General features: G+C 72.3%; 14 protein-coding genes. 9 read left to right on the top strand and 5 right to left on the bottom strand.

Annotated elements, in window-relative coordinates:
- Nucleotides 1–27: 27 nt before the first annotated feature.
- The gene (gene der, locus ACN6LD_RS34795) at nucleotides 28–1,509 is read left to right on the top strand and encodes a ribosome biogenesis GTPase Der (protein ID WP_319192742.1); all 1,482 of its coding nucleotides are present in this window, start codon (nucleotides 28–30) and stop codon (nucleotides 1,507–1,509) included.
- Between the two features lie 80 nt (nucleotides 1,510–1,589).
- Here der and ACN6LD_RS34790 read toward each other — a convergent pair whose 3' ends face one another.
- Together ACN6LD_RS34790 and ACN6LD_RS34785 are read right to left on the bottom strand one after the other, a co-directional pair.
- Complete coding sequence (locus ACN6LD_RS34790; RefSeq protein ID WP_319192746.1) at nucleotides 1,590–2,003, bottom strand: hypothetical protein; 414 nt, start codon at nucleotides 2,001–2,003, stop codon at nucleotides 1,590–1,592.
- 179 nt (nucleotides 2,004–2,182) lie between these two features.
- On the bottom strand, nucleotides 2,183–2,965 hold the full coding sequence (locus tag ACN6LD_RS34785; RefSeq protein ID WP_319192740.1) for a hypothetical protein: 783 nt from the start codon (nucleotides 2,963–2,965) through the stop codon (nucleotides 2,183–2,185).
- A gap of 537 nt (nucleotides 2,966–3,502) precedes the next feature.
- On the opposite strand from ACN6LD_RS34785, the gene ACN6LD_RS34780 reads away from it, so the two are divergent.
- From ACN6LD_RS34780 to ACN6LD_RS34770, 3 genes are all read left to right on the top strand, one after another.
- Complete coding sequence (locus ACN6LD_RS34780) at nucleotides 3,503–4,258, top strand: LysM peptidoglycan-binding domain-containing protein (protein ID WP_445045253.1); 756 nt, start codon at nucleotides 3,503–3,505, stop codon at nucleotides 4,256–4,258.
- Between the two features lie 132 nt (nucleotides 4,259–4,390).
- The gene (locus ACN6LD_RS34775) at nucleotides 4,391–5,380 is read left to right on the top strand and encodes a helix-turn-helix transcriptional regulator (RefSeq protein WP_445045252.1); all 990 of its coding nucleotides are present in this window, start codon (nucleotides 4,391–4,393) and stop codon (nucleotides 5,378–5,380) included.
- 432 nt (nucleotides 5,381–5,812) lie between these two features.
- Entirely contained in the window at nucleotides 5,813–6,028 is a 216-nt protein-coding gene (locus ACN6LD_RS34770; protein ID WP_445045251.1) for an I78 family peptidase inhibitor, read from the top strand.
- 141 nt (nucleotides 6,029–6,169) lie between these two features.
- Here ACN6LD_RS34770 and ACN6LD_RS34765 read toward each other — a convergent pair whose 3' ends face one another.
- On the bottom strand, nucleotides 6,170–7,204 hold the full coding sequence (locus ACN6LD_RS34765; protein ID WP_319192734.1) for a phosphatase PAP2 family protein: 1,035 nt from the start codon (nucleotides 7,202–7,204) through the stop codon (nucleotides 6,170–6,172).
- 207 nt (nucleotides 7,205–7,411) lie between these two features.
- On the bottom strand, nucleotides 7,412–8,686 hold the full coding sequence (locus tag ACN6LD_RS34760) for a mannosyltransferase family protein (RefSeq protein ID WP_445045250.1): 1,275 nt from the start codon (nucleotides 8,684–8,686) through the stop codon (nucleotides 7,412–7,414).
- 350 nt (nucleotides 8,687–9,036) lie between these two features.
- Between ACN6LD_RS34760 and ACN6LD_RS34755 the strand changes: the two genes are divergently transcribed.
- Both ACN6LD_RS34755 and ACN6LD_RS34750 read left to right on the top strand, forming a co-directional pair.
- Nucleotides 9,037–10,632 (top strand): MFS transporter, encoded by a 1,596-nt coding sequence (locus ACN6LD_RS34755; protein WP_445045249.1) that lies wholly within the window; start codon nucleotides 9,037–9,039, stop codon nucleotides 10,630–10,632.
- A gap of 124 nt (nucleotides 10,633–10,756) precedes the next feature.
- Nucleotides 10,757–11,947 carry an acyl-CoA dehydrogenase family protein gene (locus tag ACN6LD_RS34750; protein ID WP_445045248.1) on the top strand — a complete coding sequence of 397 codons (1,191 nt, stop codon included), beginning with the start codon at nucleotides 10,757–10,759 and terminating at the stop codon, nucleotides 11,945–11,947.
- Between the two features lie 37 nt (nucleotides 11,948–11,984).
- Here the strand turns inward: ACN6LD_RS34750 and ACN6LD_RS34745 are convergent, their stop codons facing one another.
- The gene (locus ACN6LD_RS34745; protein ID WP_057579807.1) at nucleotides 11,985–12,422 is read right to left on the bottom strand and encodes a cell division protein SepF; all 438 of its coding nucleotides are present in this window, start codon (nucleotides 12,420–12,422) and stop codon (nucleotides 11,985–11,987) included.
- A 311-nt stretch (nucleotides 12,423–12,733) separates the two neighbouring features.
- Between ACN6LD_RS34745 and ACN6LD_RS34740 the strand changes: the two genes are divergently transcribed.
- The 3 genes from ACN6LD_RS34740 (at nucleotide 12,734) to ACN6LD_RS34730 (ending at nucleotide 16,422) form a co-directional block, all read left to right on the top strand.
- Nucleotides 12,734–13,951 carry a DUF5685 family protein gene (locus tag ACN6LD_RS34740; protein ID WP_445045247.1) on the top strand — a complete coding sequence of 406 codons (1,218 nt, stop codon included), beginning with the start codon at nucleotides 12,734–12,736 and terminating at the stop codon, nucleotides 13,949–13,951.
- 303 nt (nucleotides 13,952–14,254) lie between these two features.
- Entirely contained in the window at nucleotides 14,255–14,884 is a 630-nt protein-coding gene (locus tag ACN6LD_RS34735; protein ID WP_319192729.1) for a GTP-binding protein, read from the top strand.
- Between the two features lie 626 nt (nucleotides 14,885–15,510).
- A complete protein-coding gene (locus tag ACN6LD_RS34730) occupies nucleotides 15,511–16,422 on the top strand; it encodes a S1 family peptidase (RefSeq protein ID WP_319192727.1) in 912 nt (303 codons plus the stop codon).
- Nucleotides 16,423–16,479: the final 57 nt, after the last annotated feature.

Here is a 16,479-nt window from a genome sequence, read left to right as displayed (position 1 = left end):
ACGATGGAACGACGAGGTACGGACTTCATGAACGACCACAGCCAGCCCGACGGCTCGGATGCCTTCGAGCACGATCACGGGGCGCTCGGTGACGCCGAGTACGCGGAGTTCATGGAGCTCGCCGCCGTCGAGGGCTTCGACATCGAGGACGTCGAGGGGGCCATCGAGGAGGCCGGTCACGGGCCGCTGCCCGTGCTCGCCGTCGTCGGCCGCCCCAATGTCGGCAAGTCGACCCTGGTGAACCGCATCATCGGCCGCCGTGAGGCCGTCGTCGAGGACAAGCCGGGCGTCACCCGCGACCGCGTCACCTACGAGGCCGAGTGGTCGGGCCGCCGCTTCAAGCTGGTCGACACCGGCGGCTGGGAGCAGGACGTCCTCGGCATCGACGCCTCCGTGGCCGCGCAGGCCGAGTACGCGATCGAGGCCGCCGACGCCGTCGTCTTCGTCGTGGACGCCAAGGTCGGCGCCACCGACACCGACGAGGCGGTCGTACGGCTGCTGCGCAAGGCCGGCAAGCCCGTCGTCCTGGCCGCCAACAAGGTCGACGGCCCGAGCGCCGAGGCCGACGCGGCCTACCTGTGGTCCCTGGGCCTCGGCGAGCCGCACCCGATCTCCGCGCTGCACGGCCGCGGCACGGGCGACATGCTGGACGCCGTCCTGGAGGCCCTGCCGGAGGCCCCGGCGCAGACCTTCGGCGCCGCGGTCGGCGGCCCCCGCCGGATCGCGCTCATCGGCCGCCCGAACGTCGGCAAGTCCTCGCTGCTGAACAAGGTGGCGAACGAGGAGCGCGTCGTCGTCAACGAGATCGCGGGCACCACCCGGGACCCGGTGGACGAGCTGATCGAACTCGGCGGCGTCACCTGGAAGTTCGTCGACACGGCCGGTATCCGCAAGCGCGTCCACCTCCAGCAGGGCGCCGACTACTACGCCTCGCTGCGTACCGCCGCCGCCGTCGAGAAGGCCGAGGTGGCGGTCATCCTCATCGACGCCTCCGAGTCGATCTCGGTGCAGGACCAGCGCATCGTCACCATGGCCGTCGACGCGGGCCGGGCCCTCGTCATCGCCTACAACAAGTGGGACACCCTCGACGAGGAGCGCCGCTACTACCTGGAGCGGGAGATCGAGACCGAGTTCGCCCAGGTGGCGTGGGCCCCCCGGGTGAACGTCTCGGCGCGCACCGGCCGCCACATGGAGAAGCTGGTCCCGGCGATCGAGACGGCGCTGGCCGGCTGGGAGACCCGCGTTCCCACGGGCCGCCTGAACGCCTTCCTCGGCGAGCTGGTCGCCGCGCACCCGCACCCGGTGCGGGGCGGCAAGCAGCCGCGCATCCTCTTCGGCACCCAGGCCGGCACCAAGCCGCCGCGGTTCGTCCTCTTCGCCTCCGGCTTCATCGAGGCGGGCTACCGGCGCTTCATCGAGCGCCGGCTGCGCGAGGAGTTCGGCTTCGAGGGCACCCCGATCCACATCTCGGTGCGGGTGCGCGAGAAGCGCGGCACGAAGAAGAAGTAGCCCGGCGGCGGCAGCCGGGCAGGACCGAGCGGAGGGCGGCGCCTGTGACGGGCGCCGCCCTCCGGGCGTGTCCGGCCCCGTCAGAAGGTCCTGCGGGGGGCCGGCGGCAGCGCCGGGACGTGGTGCATCGCGGTGGGCTGGTGCTGCTGGCCGCCGATCTGCCCGACCCGCTGCCACTGCGACGGCGTCTGCTGCCCGTTCCCGTGCCGCGCGCTCTGCGCCCCGGCGCTGTAGGCGCTGTACGAGCTGCTGAACGACCCCGGGCGGGGGGCCGGGTACGAGCTGGTGTGGTGCGGGATGTTCCCGAACGCGGTGAACCCCAGGTTGTCCTCGCCGCTGCGGTCGCCCGGCAGCGAGCGGAACGTCTTGACGTACTCGGCGTAGAGCGCGTCGTAGATCGGCGTGGCCGATGGGCCGCCCTGCGCGTCCTGAGCCGGTCGCGCGGAGGGGATCGACGGGAAGGACGGGCGGCGGGGAACGTCGTAGGTGTGCACGTATGTCCAAACGAGGTCGGACATCAAGGGATGCGGCCGGACGGCGTGCCGTCGGGCGCGTGAGCCCCGCACGGCCGCACGCCGACGCACGTCCGCACGCCCGCCGTACGTGGCGCGGGACGTGCGTGGCGGGACGTGCGTGGCGCGGGACCGCGTGCGGGGCACGCGCCCCGCAGACCTCAGGTTCCGGCGAGCGGCAGGGCAGCCCCGACCAACTGCCCGCCCGCGGCGGCCTTGTCGAGCGCGTCCCGCAGCAGGTCCTCACGGGGCTGACGGCCGATCGACCCGACGGGGGCCGCGAACATCAGCACCTGCTGGTGCTTGTTGGCGGCGGCGCGCCATCCCTCCGTCACCTGCAGCGGCTGGTGCGCCTGCCACCAGGCGACCGGCTGGCCGCCGTTCGCCGAGGGCTGCAGCACCGCGTGCAGCTGGCCCATGGCCAGCAGCACCGACCAGCCGTGCTGCACCGGCGGCACCTCGGCCAGCTGGGAGAGCGGCATGAAGCCCTGCTCGATGAGCAGCGGCAGGAAGTCGTCGCCGGCGCCGGTGGTGCCGGGCCGCACGATGGGCGCGGTCGGCTCGACGACCAGGGCCGGGTGCAACTCCCCGGCGATCAGGACGAGTCCGCTGGTCACGCCGAGCACGGCCTGCTCGGGGGTGACCTTGCCGGCGTCCAGGTCGGCCGAGTCGCCGTTGATGGAACGGACCGCGCCCTGCAGCTGCTCCTCGGTGACCTGGACGACCTGCGAGGGCAGGCAGGTGGAGTGGGCGAAGGCGAGGACGGCGGTCTCGTCCCCGATGAACAGGACGGTGCTGGTGCGCTCGTTGTCGGAGTCGCCCGGGGTGCGGCAGGACGTGCAGTCGTAACTGCCCGGGGCGTTGTCTCCGGCGAGCAGCCGGTCGGCTTCTTCGTCGCCGATCTCGGCGCGAACCTCGTCGCTGACGTCGAGCATGCGCGGCACGGGGGCTCCCTCGGATGCGGTGCTGGGGCGAGTCCGGGTGGCCCCGGCTCGTGGTCCGGGCGGGTCCCCGGCTCATGAAGAAGACAACGGGCGATCTGTGGCGGGAGTCACGCTGCAGGGCGAACGGAATCGAACCATCCTGCGCGCAAGGTCACTTAGGGTGCGGAATCGGACACTCCCTGTCAAGTAACGGAGAGGTCACGGAAGTTGATCCGGTGAGCTGGCTCACAGTCGACCGAGGTCTCCGGTCGACAAAGCGGGAAATGAGGGGACGAAACAGGTGGCCGAAAATCGCCGATACCTACGGTAACCGGCAAGTGGCCTGGGGCGGAGGTGAGTTGGTTGATAACGACTCGTCAGCATCCCTAGATTGCTCCGCCGTGTGCAACGAGCACCGCTCGGGAACGTCCGCCGGCCGCGCGGCCAGACATCGCGCAGCACGACCGCCGGCGGACGGGACGGAGCACGACGACCGCGCCACTGTGCGGCAGACGTGCCCCGTCCCGGGGGAGCCCGGGTTCGTAGAGAGGGATCTACATGTCCGAATGTGCCGATATCCGCACCCGCAAGTCGTCGCGCAAGACGGCGGTCCTCGCCGGGGCGGTACTTCTCGCCCCCCTCGGACTGCTGTCCGCGACCGGCGAGGCCGCAGCGGCCGACAGCGGGGTGTGGGACCGCATCGCCCAGTGCGAGAGCGGCGGCGACTGGCACATCAACACCGGCAACGGGTACTACGGCGGGCTGCAGTTCTCCGCCGGCACCTGGCGCGCGTTCGGCGGCGGCGCCTACGCGTCCACCGCCGACAAGGCGAGTAAGGCACAGCAGATCTCCATCGCGGCGAAGGTGCAGAACGCGCAGGGGTGGGGCGCGTGGCCCACCTGCTCGGCGCGCGCCGGAGCCTCCGGCAGCGCACCGGGCGCCGGTTCGTCCGCGGACGGCTCGAGCTCCTCCTCCGGTTCCTCGAAGTCGTCGCATTCCTCCGGTTCCGCGAAGTCCGCCGGGACGTCGGACTCCTCGAAGAAGGCGAGCTCCTGGAAGTCCGGTTCGGGCTCGGGTTCCTCTGCGTCCGGTTCCTCGACGTCCGGCCGGGGCTCGTCCGACACCGGTGACCGTTCGGGCGAGCAGGCCTCCCGCGGCTCCTCCCGCGGCGACTACACCGTCCGCGAGGGCGACACCCTCAGCACCATCGGGGCCCGGCACGGCATGACGTGGCAGCGCGTCTACGCCGCCAACAGGACCGTCGTGGGCGGCGACCCCGACCTGATCGTGCCCGGACAGCGCCTCGTGCTCTGAGCCGCTCCCCCTCCGGGACACGACGGCCCCGTCCGGTCCGAGGACGGGACGGGGCCGTTCCCCGGGCCCTGACGGCGTCCGGCGCCTGCGGCACGCGCCTCAGGCACGTCCGCCGTGAGACACACTGGGCGCATGCTGGAGACCTCCGCCCGACTGCTGCGTCTGCTCTCCCTGCTCCAGGCCCACCGCGAATGGTCCGGCACTCAGCTCGCCGACCGGCTCGGCGTCACCGCGCGCACGGTGCGCCGGGACGTGGAAAGACTGCGCGAACTGGGTTACCCGGTCAACGCGACTCCCGGCACGGGCGGCGGCTATCAGCTGGGCGCCGGGGCCGAGTTGCCGCCGCTGCTGCTGGACGACGACGAGGCCGTCGCCGTCGCCGTGGGGCTGCGGACGGCGGCAGGGCAGGGCATCGAGGGCATCGGCGAGACCTCGGTACGGGCGCTGGCCAAGCTGGAGCAGGTGCTGCCGCACCGGTTGCGCCGGCGGGTGGGCGCCCTGAACGCCTTCACGGTGCCGATGCTGCGCGGCCCGCAGTCCTCCGCCGTGGACCCGGGCCTCCTCACCGAACTCGCCCATCTCTGCCGGGACGCGGAGCGGCTGCGCTTCGACTACCGGGGACACTACGGCGGCGAGACCCGCCGCACGGTCGAACCCCACCGCCTGGTGTGCACCGAGCGCCGCTGGTACCTGGTCGCCTGGGATCTCGACCGGGCGGACTGGCGCACGTTCCGGGTGGACCGGCTGATCCCGAGGCCGCCGCACGGCCCGCGCTTCGACCCGCGCGAGCCGCCCGCCGAGGACCTCGCCGGGTACGTCTCCGAGGGCGTCTCCACGCACGCGTACGCCGTCCGGGCCGCCGTCCGGCTGCTGGCGCCCCTGGCCGAGGCCGCCGAACGCGTCTCGCCCTCGGCGGGCACGCTGGAGCCCGACGGGGAGGGGGCCTGTGTGCTGCGCACGGGAGCCGCGAGTCTCGATGTGATGGTGATCCACGTGATGATGGCGGGCCTCGAGTTCGAGGTGCTGGAACCCGTGGAGCTGAACGACGCGATCAGGACCGCCCGTGACCGGCTCGACGCTGCTCTGGCCCGGGCCGCGCGGCCCGGGACACGGGGCAGGTGACCCGGCGCCGGCGGTGCGCCCCTGACGGCCGCCCGGCCCCCGAGGGCCCCCTCGGACCCCTGCGGACTCTCCCGGCCGGCGCCGCAGCACCGGACCGAGGACCGGCCGGCGGCGCCGGCGGGACATGTGGAGGACCCGTGTATTTCCTACGGGCAGTCAGCTCCGCCGAGCGCGTCGGCAATCGGAATGGAACGGGTTCCGACGGTTTCGGATAAGGCGCCGCGGACGCTTTTCGCAGGGTTTTTCGAAGCGTTCGGACGCCGTGCGGAAATCGCGTTCGAATGCATGAACAAGATGTACGAAATCGCTCGTACGTGTGACGGGGTTAGGCCGAAACGCGTGTCGTGATCCTGTGACAGAAGCGTGACCGCAGTGATCCGCACCTCCCGTACGGGGTTCCCGGGAGCTCGCCCGGCGGCCTAGCGTGGCGGCATGGCACCGAACCCCACTCCGCCAGCGGAGCCGCAGGACAGCCCGGACGGATACGTCGGTCTCGAGGCCGCGCAGGCCGAGCGGCTCGCGCGCGAGCGGGGGTGGTCGACGGTGCGCTCGCTGGAGCCGGGGACGATCATCACCATGGAGTACCGCTTCGGCCGGTTGAACTTCGAGGTGCGGGAGGGGCGGGTGGCCCGCGCCTGGAAGGGCTGAGCCGCCCGGCGGCGCCGCCGCACACGTGAGGTCCCGAGCAGACGGCACAGGCCCCGCTTCCCGACGTCGGGAAGCGGAGCCTGTGTGCATGGGCCGGGAGTGCGTACCGGGCCCCGCCGCCGTGAGGCGGATCCGTGCGGGTCAGCCCCCGGTCAGGGGGCGGGCCGTCGACGTCGTGGCACCGCGGGGGAGGCGGTCGGAGTGCGGTGGCCGGCGGCTGCCGGCCGGGGTGACCGGGGTGCGCTCCGAGCGGGTGGTGTGCGGGCCGGGGGCCAGATAGACCGGTGCGCGCGGCGGACGGGCCGCGGTGGCCGTCTCGCGGGGGCCGGCTGCCTCCTCCTGGGCGGAGGCGGCGGCGCCTGCTGCGACCGGCACCGGAACGGCCACCGGCGCGGCCGGAACCGGGAGCGCGCCGCTGCGGCGTTCGCGCAGACGGTCGCGCAGGGTGAAGATCGCGATCTCGGCGCGGGCGATCAGCGGCTCGCACCACGGCAGCGCCAGCAGGACGAGCAGACCCGCCGCCCAGCCCAGCACCACGTCGCTCAGCCAGTGCGTACCGAGGTAGACGGTGGTGAGGCCGACGCCGAGCGAGACCACCGCGGAGACGGCGGACAGCCAGCGGCGGGCCCTCGGCGTGGAGGCCAGATACGCGAGGATTCCCCAGGTCACGACGGCGTTGGCGGTGTGGCCGCTGGGAAATATATCGCCGCCCAGACCCATCTCGTTCGAGCCGATGGTGGTCGCGTAGTGCGGTCCGAGCCGGCCCATGCCGAGTTTGGCGGCCCCGACGGTGATGTTCAGCAGCAACAGCGAGGCGCCCAGGGTGAGCAGCGGGCGCAGGGTGTGCTGCCGCCAGGATCTCCAGCCGAGCCACGCGGCGACCATGACGGCGGTCGGGCCGCGCTGGCCGAGGACCACGTAGTAGTCGAGGAAGGCGTGGATCTCCGGCCACTGCTGGTACGGCCGGAAGAACATGACCTGCCAGTCGAAACGGACCAGCCATGACGTGACCACCACGAGCCACACGATCGCCAGATAGAAGGCCAGGGTCGCGACCAGCAGCGCGACCCTGTGCCTGCTCATCTTCGGCACATCGATGTGGGCCGGTCGTTCCGGCTCACGGTCGAGCCTGGCGAACACCCGGTCCAGACGGGTGAGGTTTTGTTCGGTACGCACCTAAACGACGTTACAGCGAGTGAGCTCGAGACCCGGCCGATTCCGCTGGTTTGTGATGACGATGTGATGTGGGATTGCTCTCAGAAGGGTGACAATTACCGAGGAATCCACAATCCTCGAACGCTCCTTCCCGCAATTCCTTTGATCATTCCAGGGGATGGCTTTAGGGAAGTGATGAAAGGATGCACGGGAAAAGCCCGTCCGCGTCTACGGGGGACCCGAGCCGTTCAGCCACCACGCTCCGTACACGGCCGACGCGACCGCGAGGCACCCCACCACCAGCGCCGACCGGGTGTTCCGGAGCCGGGCCAGGGCCAGCGCGAGCGGCAGCAGCAGCGGGAACGCAGGCAGCAGCAGCCGGGGCTTCGAACCGAAGTAGCTCGACGCGCACAGGGCGAGTGCCAGGACCGCGCCCCCGTACACCAGGAGCGGCAGCGGCTGGCGCTGCCGCACGCAGACGACGTACAGCCACAGCAGCAGGGTGACGCCGACGACCAGCCCGACGCCGGCCAGGGCCGACGGGAACGCCGTGAACTTGTCGCCGACGAAGCGGGCGAAGGCGTACCCGCCGTCGAAGCCGTTGCGCCAGCCCGCCTGGACGTCGAGATAGCCGAGGGGCCCCCGGCCGGTGCGGTGGCCGACCCACAGGACGTAGCCGGCGGTGCCGAGGGGCGCGAGCAGCATGCCGAGGGCGCGCGCCTCGACACGGGGCCCGCGGGCGGTGTCCCCGCGCCCCGGGGAGGCCTCGGCGGACGGCCGGGAGGCGTGCCCGGGGTCGTGCGCGCCGGGCTCGAGCGCCGTGCGGCGGGTTCGCACGAACGGGCCCGTCCCCTGGGCCCGGCGCTCACGAAGGAGGGACGTCGATGCCGCCGCACAGACCGCCGCGACCACCGCGAGTCCCACCGGACGGGTCAGACCGGACAACGACGCCAGCGCCCCCGCGGTCACCCACCGGCCGGTGAGCACCGCGTACAGCGACCAGGCGGCCAGCGCGGTGAAGAGCGACTCGCTGTAGGCCATCGACTGCACGATCCCGACGGGGAGCACGGCCCACACCAGCACCGCGCAGATCCCCGCCCGACGTCCGTGCACGTGGTCCGCGACCGCGAAGATCCCCCAGGCCGCCGCGAGCGAGGAGACCGTGGAGACCATGAATCCGGCGCCGGCGTACGGCAGCGGGGTCGTCGCGTGGAGCAGCCGCTCCAGCCAGGGCAGCAGCGGGAAGAAGGCGAGAGCGGAGTGGACGTCGCCGTTCGGCAGGCGGACTTCGTAGCCGTACCCCAGCTCGGCGACCCTCGTGTACCAGAGGGCGTCCCAGCGGGCGGTGAGCAGCGTGTACGCGCTCTTGCCGCGGGCCGCGCTCCACAGGACGAGGGCGAGCAGGCCCAGAGCGCGCACGGCGGCGTACCCGAGGAGGGCGGGGGCCGCCCGGCGCAGGGCCGCGGAGCCGGGGGGCGTCGCGCGCACGTCAAGATCGGTCACGGGCCCGATTATCGACGGCGTGCCCGGCTGCCGGGACCGCCGGGGCGCGCGGACCGGCGCACGGGCCCGGGCGGGGGAGGCCCGACAGCGGACCGGGGGAGCGGCCCGGGAGCGGTGCGCCGGCGAGCCGCGGCTCGTGCGACGTGACCCGGCGCGAGTGGCGTACGCCACACAGGTTGCCCTGAGCGGTGAGAGGTCCGCCACGTGACCCCGGCGCGAACTCGCGTACGCTGCGTGTCACTCGTGTTCGTCTGCGCGGGCCGGAGACCTCCGCTCCTCTCCGGCCGAGCCACGGGGAGTCCCCACCTCGTGAGCCCGCCGAACCGAGGGATCACCTGGGAGGTACGTACATGTCCGGGACGACCACGGCCGCCGTCGGGCTGCGCCGTCGGGCGGCCGGGGCCGGTGCCAACCGCTGGGTCGTCCTGGTGGTGCTGTGCGTCAGCCTGCTCCTGGTCGCCGTCGACGCGACGGTGCTGCACGTGGCGGTGCCCGCCGTCACCGAGGACCTGCGGCCCGGCGCCATCGAGCTGCTCTGGATCGTCGACACCTATCCGCTGGTCTGCGCCTCGTTGCTGATCCTGTTCGGCACGCTCGGCGACAAGGTGGGCCGAAGACGAGTCCTGCTGCTCGGGTACGCCCTGTTCGGCGTCGCCTCCGCGCTGGCCGCCTTCGCGGGCAGCGCCGAGATGCTGATCCTGGCGCGGGCGCTGCTCGGCGTCGGCGGCGCGATGATCATGCCGGCGACGCTGTCGATCCTGCGGCAGGTGTTCCCCGACCGCCGCGAGCGGGCGCTGGCGATAGGCATCTGGAGCGCGGTGGCCGCCGTGGGCGCGGCCGTGGGGCCGTTGCTCGGCGGCTTTCTGCTGGAGCACTTCTGGTGGGGCTCGGTCTTCCTGGTCAACATCCCGCTGATGCTGGTCAGCCTGCCGGTGGGGCGACTGCTCCTGCCCGAGTCGAAGGGCGGAGGGGACGGTCCCTGGGACGTGGTCGGTGCGCTGATGGCGGCGGCGGGGCTGTTCGGCGCCGTGTTCGGCGTGAAGCGGCTGGGCGGCGGGGAGGCCGGTCCGCTCACCGTGCTCCCGCTGGCGGCCGGCGCGGTGCTGCTCGTGGCGTTCGTCCGCCGTCAGCGGCGGCGGGCGCACCCGCTGGTGGATCTCCGGATGTTCGGGCGGCCGGCGTTCAGCACGTCGGTGGGGTGCATCGTGCTGGCCATGCTGGCGCTGGTCGGCCTCGAGCTGATCGCGGCGCAGTACCTCCAGCTGGTGCTGGGGCTGTCCCCTCTGGAGACGGGCCTGCGTCTGCTGCCCCTGACGTTCGCCGCGATGGCGGCGGGGCTGGCCGGGGCGCGGCTGTTGCGGCGGTTCGGGCCCCGCCGGATGGTGTGCGGGGGGTTCGTCCTGACGGCCGCGGCGGTGCTGACGCTGACCGCGATGGGGGAGTCGGACAACACGGGGCTGCTGCTGTGCGGCTTTCTGCTGCTGGGCTTCGGTCTGGAGACGACCCTCTTCGCGGCGTACGAGTCGATGCTGAGCGAGGCCCCGCCGGAACAGGCGGGCGGGGCGGCGGCCATCGGAGAGACCTCGTACCAGCTGGGCGCGGGCATCGGCATAGCGCTGCTCGGCAGCGTGATGAACGCGGCGTACGCGCCCGGACTGAGCTCGGTTCCCGGGGTTCCCGCGTCGGCGTCGGCCGCGGCGGGGCACTCGCTCGGCGAGGCCTACGAGGTCGCCGGGCGGCTCGGAGGACCGGCCGGAGCGGCCCTGCGTGCCACGGCCCGGGAGTGCTTCGTCCACGGACTGCATGTGACGTTGCTGGTCAGCGCCGGGTTGCTGCTGCTCGGGGCGGCGATGGCGCTGCGCCTGCCGCGGGCCATGCAGTGCGAGTCGCCGCCTGTGGAGCTGCCCGCTCCCAGGGAGGTCGCGCCGTCCCGCGTCTCCGTGTGAGGGGCTCGCCGGGTGGACGTACGGCGCGTCGGGTCGTAACCTCACCCGGGACATCGCGACTAGCGGTGCTAGTTTTCCATGGCCGGCGATGCTGGTCTTCTTGGTTCCTGCCGGAGGCTGCCGTATGTCCGCGTCCTCGAAGTTGCCGCCCTTCGACCCCGCCGACCCGCTCGGGCTCGACGACCTGCTGGAGCCGGAGGACCTCGCGGTCCGCGACACCGTGCGCGACTGGGCGGCGGACCGGGTGCTGCCGAACGTCGCCGAGTGGTACGAGCGCGGGGAGCTGCCCGTCATCCGGGAGCTCGCGCGGGAGCTCGGCGGGATCGGCGCGCTCGGCATGTCGCTCGACGGCTACGGCTGCGCGGGGGCGAGCGCCGTGCAGTACGGGCTCGCCTGCCTGGAACTGGAGGCCGCCGACTCCGGCATCCGCTCCCTCGTCTCCGTGCAGGGCTCCCTCGCCATGTACGCCGTCCACCGCTTCGGGAGCGAGGAGCAGAAGCAGGAGTGGCTGCCCCGGATGGCGGCCGGCGAGGTCATCGGCTGTTTCGGGCTCACCGAGCCGGACCACGGCTCCGACCCCGCCGGCATGCGGACGCACGCCAAGCGCGACGGCTCCGACTGGGTGCTCAACGGGCGCAAGATGTGGATCACCAACGGTTCCGTCGCGGGCGTCGCCGTGGTGTGGGCGCAGAGCGACGACGGGATCCGGGGCTTCGTCGTGCCGACCGACAGCCCGGGTTTCTCCGCCCCGGAGATCCGTCACAAGTGGTCCCTGCGGGCCAGCGTGACCAGCGAGCTGGTCCTCGACGACGTGCGGCTGCCCGCTGATGCCGTGCTGCCCGAGGTCGCCGGTCTGAAGGGACCGCTCAGCTGTCTGAACCACGCCCGCTACGGCATCGTGTGGGGAGCGATGGGGGCGGCCCGCTCCTGTTTCGAGGCCGCCGTCGGATACGCGAAGACCCGTGAGCAGTTCGGGCGGCCCATCGGCGGCTTCCAGCTCACCCAGGCCAAGCTCGCCGACATGGCGGTCGAGCTGCACAAGGGGATCCTGCTCGCCCACCATCTGGGGCGCCGCATGGACGCCGGCCGCCTGCGTCCCGAGCAGGTCAGCTTCGGCAAGCTCAACAACGTGCGGGAGGCGATCGAGATCTGCCGGACCGCCCGCACCGTCCTCGGGGCCAACGGGATCTCGCTCGAGTACCCGGTCATGCGGCACGCGACGAACCTCGAGTCGGTGCTCACCTACGAGGGCACCGTCGAGATGCACCAGCTCGTGCTGGGCAAGGCGCTCACCGGACTCGACGCCTTCCGCTGATCCCCCGGAGGGGGCAGGGCCGGCGAGCGGCCCTGCCTCAGCTCTGGTTGAAGAAACCGTCCGTCCGGCGCGCGGACGGGTCCCCGTTCACGATCTCCGTGTTGGCGGGGGTCAGCAGGAACACCCGGGTGGACACCCGCTCGATCGAACCCCGCAGGCCGAAGATCAGACCGGCCGCGAAGTCGACGACGCGCTTGGCGTCGGCGGACTCCATCGCGGTGAGGTTCATGATGACCGGCACGCCCTCGCGGAACAGCTCACCGATCGCCCGCGCGTCCCGGAAGCTGTCCGGGGTGACGGTGCCGATCCGGCGGCCCTTCTCCTCGGCCGTGTCCGTGGCCACCTTCACGCGGGGGTCGGTGACCCAGGCGTCGCCGGAGTCGGTCCCCTCGGAATAGTCGTCGTCGTAGTAACGCTCGTCATCGTTGTCGTCGACGAGGCCAAGCCAGGCACTCGCCTTGCGCACCGATCCCATGGACGCCTCCTCTCACAGCGGTCATTCTGCTTTCCGCATTCCCCATGGTCGTCCATGATGCGGATGTCGCGCCAAGTGGATAGACGCCGCGCGGGGGGTTTGTGACGGTACTGGTGCACAGGGAATCCGTCGAGAGCCCGCGTCTCCCAAGGGTCCTACCGGATACGGCTGCTGACTGTGAGTGAAATATGATTCTTCGTGGCGGATGGGTGACGCTCGGTGCGTCCGGGTGAACGAGTGCCCCGGATCCGGCGCGACAATCAGTCGATAGCATGCGGCAGCTCAATGTCCCAAGGACGACGGGGGTTGTCGTGTTCGGAATCGTCAGACCGTGCTCTCACCGGCTCGGGGAGAGCCTCAAGACCCAGTGGATGGCCCACCTGTGCGGGCTGTGTCTCGCGCTGCGCGGCGACCACGGGCAGTTCGCTCGGGTCGTCACCAACTACGACGGCCTGCTCATCTCGGTTCTGACGGAGGCTCAGGCCGAGCGCGCCACGGCCGGCGGATGGCGGCGCACGGCGGGGCCGTGCCCGCTGCGCGGCATGCGCACCGCGTCCGTCGCCCAGGGCGAGGGCGCCCGGCTCGCGGCCGCCGTCTCGCTGGTGCTCGCCTCTGCCAAGGTGCGCGACCACGTCGCCGACGGGGACGGCCTGCTCGCGCGGCGGCCGGTCGCCGTCGCCGCGCGCCGGGTCGCCGCCGGTTGGGGACGGGCCGGAGAGCGGAGCGGGGCCGCCGTCGGGTTCGACACCGCCGTCCTGGTCGACGCCGTGGACCGGCAGATCGGCATCGAGGCGCTCGCCGGACCGGGCACGCCGCTGCTGACCGTCACCGAGCCGACCGAGACCGCCACCGCCGCGGCCTTCGCGCACACCGCGATCCTGGCCGGCCGGCCCGGCAACACCGTGCCGCTCGCCGAGGCCGGCCGCCTCTTCGGACGTCTCGCGCATCTGCTGGACGCGGTCGAGGACCGGGAGGCGGACGCCGCGGCCGGAGCCTGGAACCCGCTCACGGCCACCGGGACCCCCCTCACCGAGGCCCGCCGGCTCGCCGACGACGCCCTCCACGGCATCCGGCTCGCCCTGAAGGACGTGGAGTTCGAGGAGGGCAGGCTGGCGCATCTGCTGCTCGCGCACGAGCTGGAGCGGTCCGTCGAGCGGGCCTTCGGCACCCGGTCGTGCGGTCACGGGCACGGGCCCGAGGGCGCGTTCGGCCCGCCCACCGGGCCGTACGCCCCGCAGAACCCGGTGGATCCGCACGCGCCGGGCAACCCGTACGGCAACCCCTACGGCGGTGAGCCGCCCCGCCCCGGCAAGCGGGGCTTCCTGGCCGGCTGCGCGGTCGCGCTCGGGCTGTGCTGCACCTGCAAGGTGTGCTGCGCCGACGAGTTCGAGGGCCCCTGGTCGCGCAAGAAGCGCGAGGGCCTGTGCAACGACTGCGGCGACTGCGGCAACTGCTGTGATTGCGGCAACTGCTGTGACTGCGGTTGCTGTGACGGGTGCGACTGCTGTTCCTGCGACTGTTCCTGCTGACACGGCCGACCGGGTCTTCCGCTGACACGGCGTCACCCACTGGGTTGTGGTTGCGGTTGCGGTGATGGCGGTTGGGGTTGCGGCTCGGGTGGACTCGGCGGGTGCGTCCTGTCCGTTCGCGGCGGCGCTGCCCGTCACCGGTCCGGCGGGACCGCCGCTGAGCGGCTCGCCGCCCGCGGACGTATCTCTGGGCGAGGACGCGGATCTCGTGCGACCGGTCCGCCGTCGTGGCGGGCCGGCCGAGCCGCTCCGGGCGGACCCGCGCCGGGGCGCCGCGCCCGCTGCGCGAAAGGACCAGGGACCATGCCCGGGCGCTCCCGCTCCGACAAGACCGTGCCGCTCGCTGTGAAGATCGTGGTGAGCGGAGGGCTCGGGGTCGGCAAGACGACCTTCATCGGGGCCGTCTCCGAGATCGAGCCGCTCGACACCGAGGCGGCGATCACCCAGGTGTCGGTCGGGATCGACTCTCTCGAGGGCGTGGAGTCCAAGACGACGACCACGGTCGCGCTCGACTTCGGTCGGATCACCCTCGACACGGCCATCGCGCTGTACCTCTTCGGCACGCCCGGGCAGAACCGCTTCACGTTCCTGTGGGACGACCTGGCGGAGGGCGCGCTCGGGACGGTGGTCCTCGCGGACACCCGGCGGATCGAGGACTGCTTCCCGGCCGTCGACTACTTCGAGGCCCGGGGAGCGCCGTTCGTGCTCGCCGTGAACCGGTTCGAGGGTGCGGTGCGCATCGATCCGGAGGAGGTCCGGGACGCCTTGGGCCTGAACGCCGACGTGCCGGTGCTCGAGTGCGACGCCCGGGAGCGGGGTTCCGTGCGGGACGTGCTGGAGGCGCTGATGGACCGGGTGATCGGCTTCAGGGCGGGCCCGGGGACGCGGAACGGGACGACTCCGGCCGTGGCCGCGGAGAAGGCGCGCGTGTGACGAGGATCCGGGCGAGGGCGTGGACATGAGCCGGGCGAAGAGGTGACTTGGGCGAAGACGTGAGCAGGCTGGGGGCGTGGAACCGGGCGGGGTGCGGAGATGCGGAGGCGCGGGCGGGACGGGGAGGTGAGGGCGGCTCGACGTGCAGGTGAGCCGGGTACGGCGCGTAGGGCGTGGGCCCGGGGCGTGACGGTGGACCCGATCGGGTTGTGCTGCCTGACGGTGGACCCGATCGGGTTGTGCTGCCTGACGGCGGACCCGATCGGGTTGTGCTGCCTGACGGTGGACGGGGTTGTACTGCCTCCGTGCGCGTTGTCGGTCGTTTCCTCCACATCGCCCCCTCGACGGGGAACACATGGGGCGTGGAGGTCGAGGCAGCGGGGCACAACCTGGTCTGAGCTGGGGCAAGAGGGCTGCAAGAGGGCTCAACTCACGCAGTCGGTTCACCGTCTGACGGCCGAAAGGCGCCCTTGCGCCTACCGGCCGTTCGGCCGAATACTCCCCCTCAGCGCTTGTCAGGGTCACGGCGTGTCCGAAATGCGGACGAACGTCGATCCTGGCTGCGCCTCACCCGGGCCCCGACCCCACACCACGGGCCCCCGACTTCCCCTGGGAGGGAACGAAACGTGAGGATCAAGCGCACCACCCCCACCATCCCCACGCACGGCATCTCGAGACGGGCCCGGCTGACCGCCGTCGCCACCGGACTCGTGGCCGCGGCCGCCATCGCGATCCCCCATGCGAACGCGGCCGACGACGCCGTCTACAGCAGCGCCGAACTCAAGAGCGCCGGCGACTCGGTGCTCCGGGCGGACATCCCGGGCACCGCCTGGGCCGTCGACAGCAAGACCAACCGGTTGATGGTCACCGTCGACAGCACGGTGTCGGACGCCGAGATCGCGAAGATCAAGGAGCAGGCGGGCGACAACGCCGGCGCGCTCACGATCAAGCACACGCCGGGCAAGTTCAACAAGCTCATCGGCGGCGGCGACGCCATCTACGGCGGTGGCTACCGCTGCTCGCTCGGCTTCAACGTGCGCAGCGGCAGCACCTACTACTTCCTGACCGCCGGGCATTGCGGCGAGGTCGCCTCGACCTGGTACTCGAACTCCGGCCAGACGGCCGTGCTGGGCACGAACAGCAGCTACAGCTTCCCGACCAACGACTACGCGCTGGTCCGCTACACCAACACCTCGGTCGCCAAGGCGGGCACCGCGGGCAACACCGACATCACCAGCGCCGGCAACGCCACCGTGGGCCAGTCGGTGATCCGGGACGGCTCCACGACCGGCATCCACACCGGCCGGGTGACCGCCCTCAACGCCACGGTGAACTACGGCGGCGGCGACGTGGTCTACCAGATGATCCAGACCAACGTCTGCGCCGAGGGCGGCGACTCCGGCGGCGCGCTCTACACCTCCGGCGGCGTGGCGCTCGGTCTGACCTCCGGCGGCAGCGGCAACTGCTCGTCCGGCGGCACGACCTTCTTCCAGCCCGTGACCGAGGCCCTGAGCCGTTACGGCGTCAGCGTCTTCTAGCTCCTGGTTCCCGGCCGGGCCTCGCGGCCGACCGCGGGCGAGCCCCCGCACGCAACC

The organism is Streptomyces sp. SAS_272, assembly GCF_052543235.1.
This window is presented reverse-complemented; position numbering and strand designations above follow the sequence as displayed.

Bases quoted from the DNA above. Each gene is read 5' to 3' on its own strand.
- der (WP_319192742.1), top strand. From the start codon at position 28: ATGAACGACCACAGCCAGCCCGACGGCTCGGATGCCTTCGAGCACGAT.
- ACN6LD_RS34780 (WP_445045253.1), top strand. From the start codon at position 3,503: ATGTCCGAATGTGCCGATATCCGCACCCGCAAGTCGTCGCGCAAGACG.
- ACN6LD_RS34775 (WP_445045252.1), top strand. From the start codon at position 4,391: ATGCTGGAGACCTCCGCCCGACTGCTGCGTCTGCTCTCCCTGCTCCAG.
- ACN6LD_RS34770 (WP_445045251.1), top strand. From the start codon at position 5,813: ATGGCACCGAACCCCACTCCGCCAGCGGAGCCGCAGGACAGCCCGGAC.
- ACN6LD_RS34755 (WP_445045249.1), top strand. From the start codon at position 9,037: ATGTCCGGGACGACCACGGCCGCCGTCGGGCTGCGCCGTCGGGCGGCC.
- ACN6LD_RS34750 (WP_445045248.1), top strand. From the start codon at position 10,757: ATGTCCGCGTCCTCGAAGTTGCCGCCCTTCGACCCCGCCGACCCGCTC.
- ACN6LD_RS34745 (WP_057579807.1), bottom strand. From the start codon at position 12,422: ATGGGATCGGTGCGCAAGGCGAGTGCCTGGCTTGGCCTCGTCGACGAC.
- ACN6LD_RS34735 (WP_319192729.1), top strand. From the start codon at position 14,255: ATGCCCGGGCGCTCCCGCTCCGACAAGACCGTGCCGCTCGCTGTGAAG.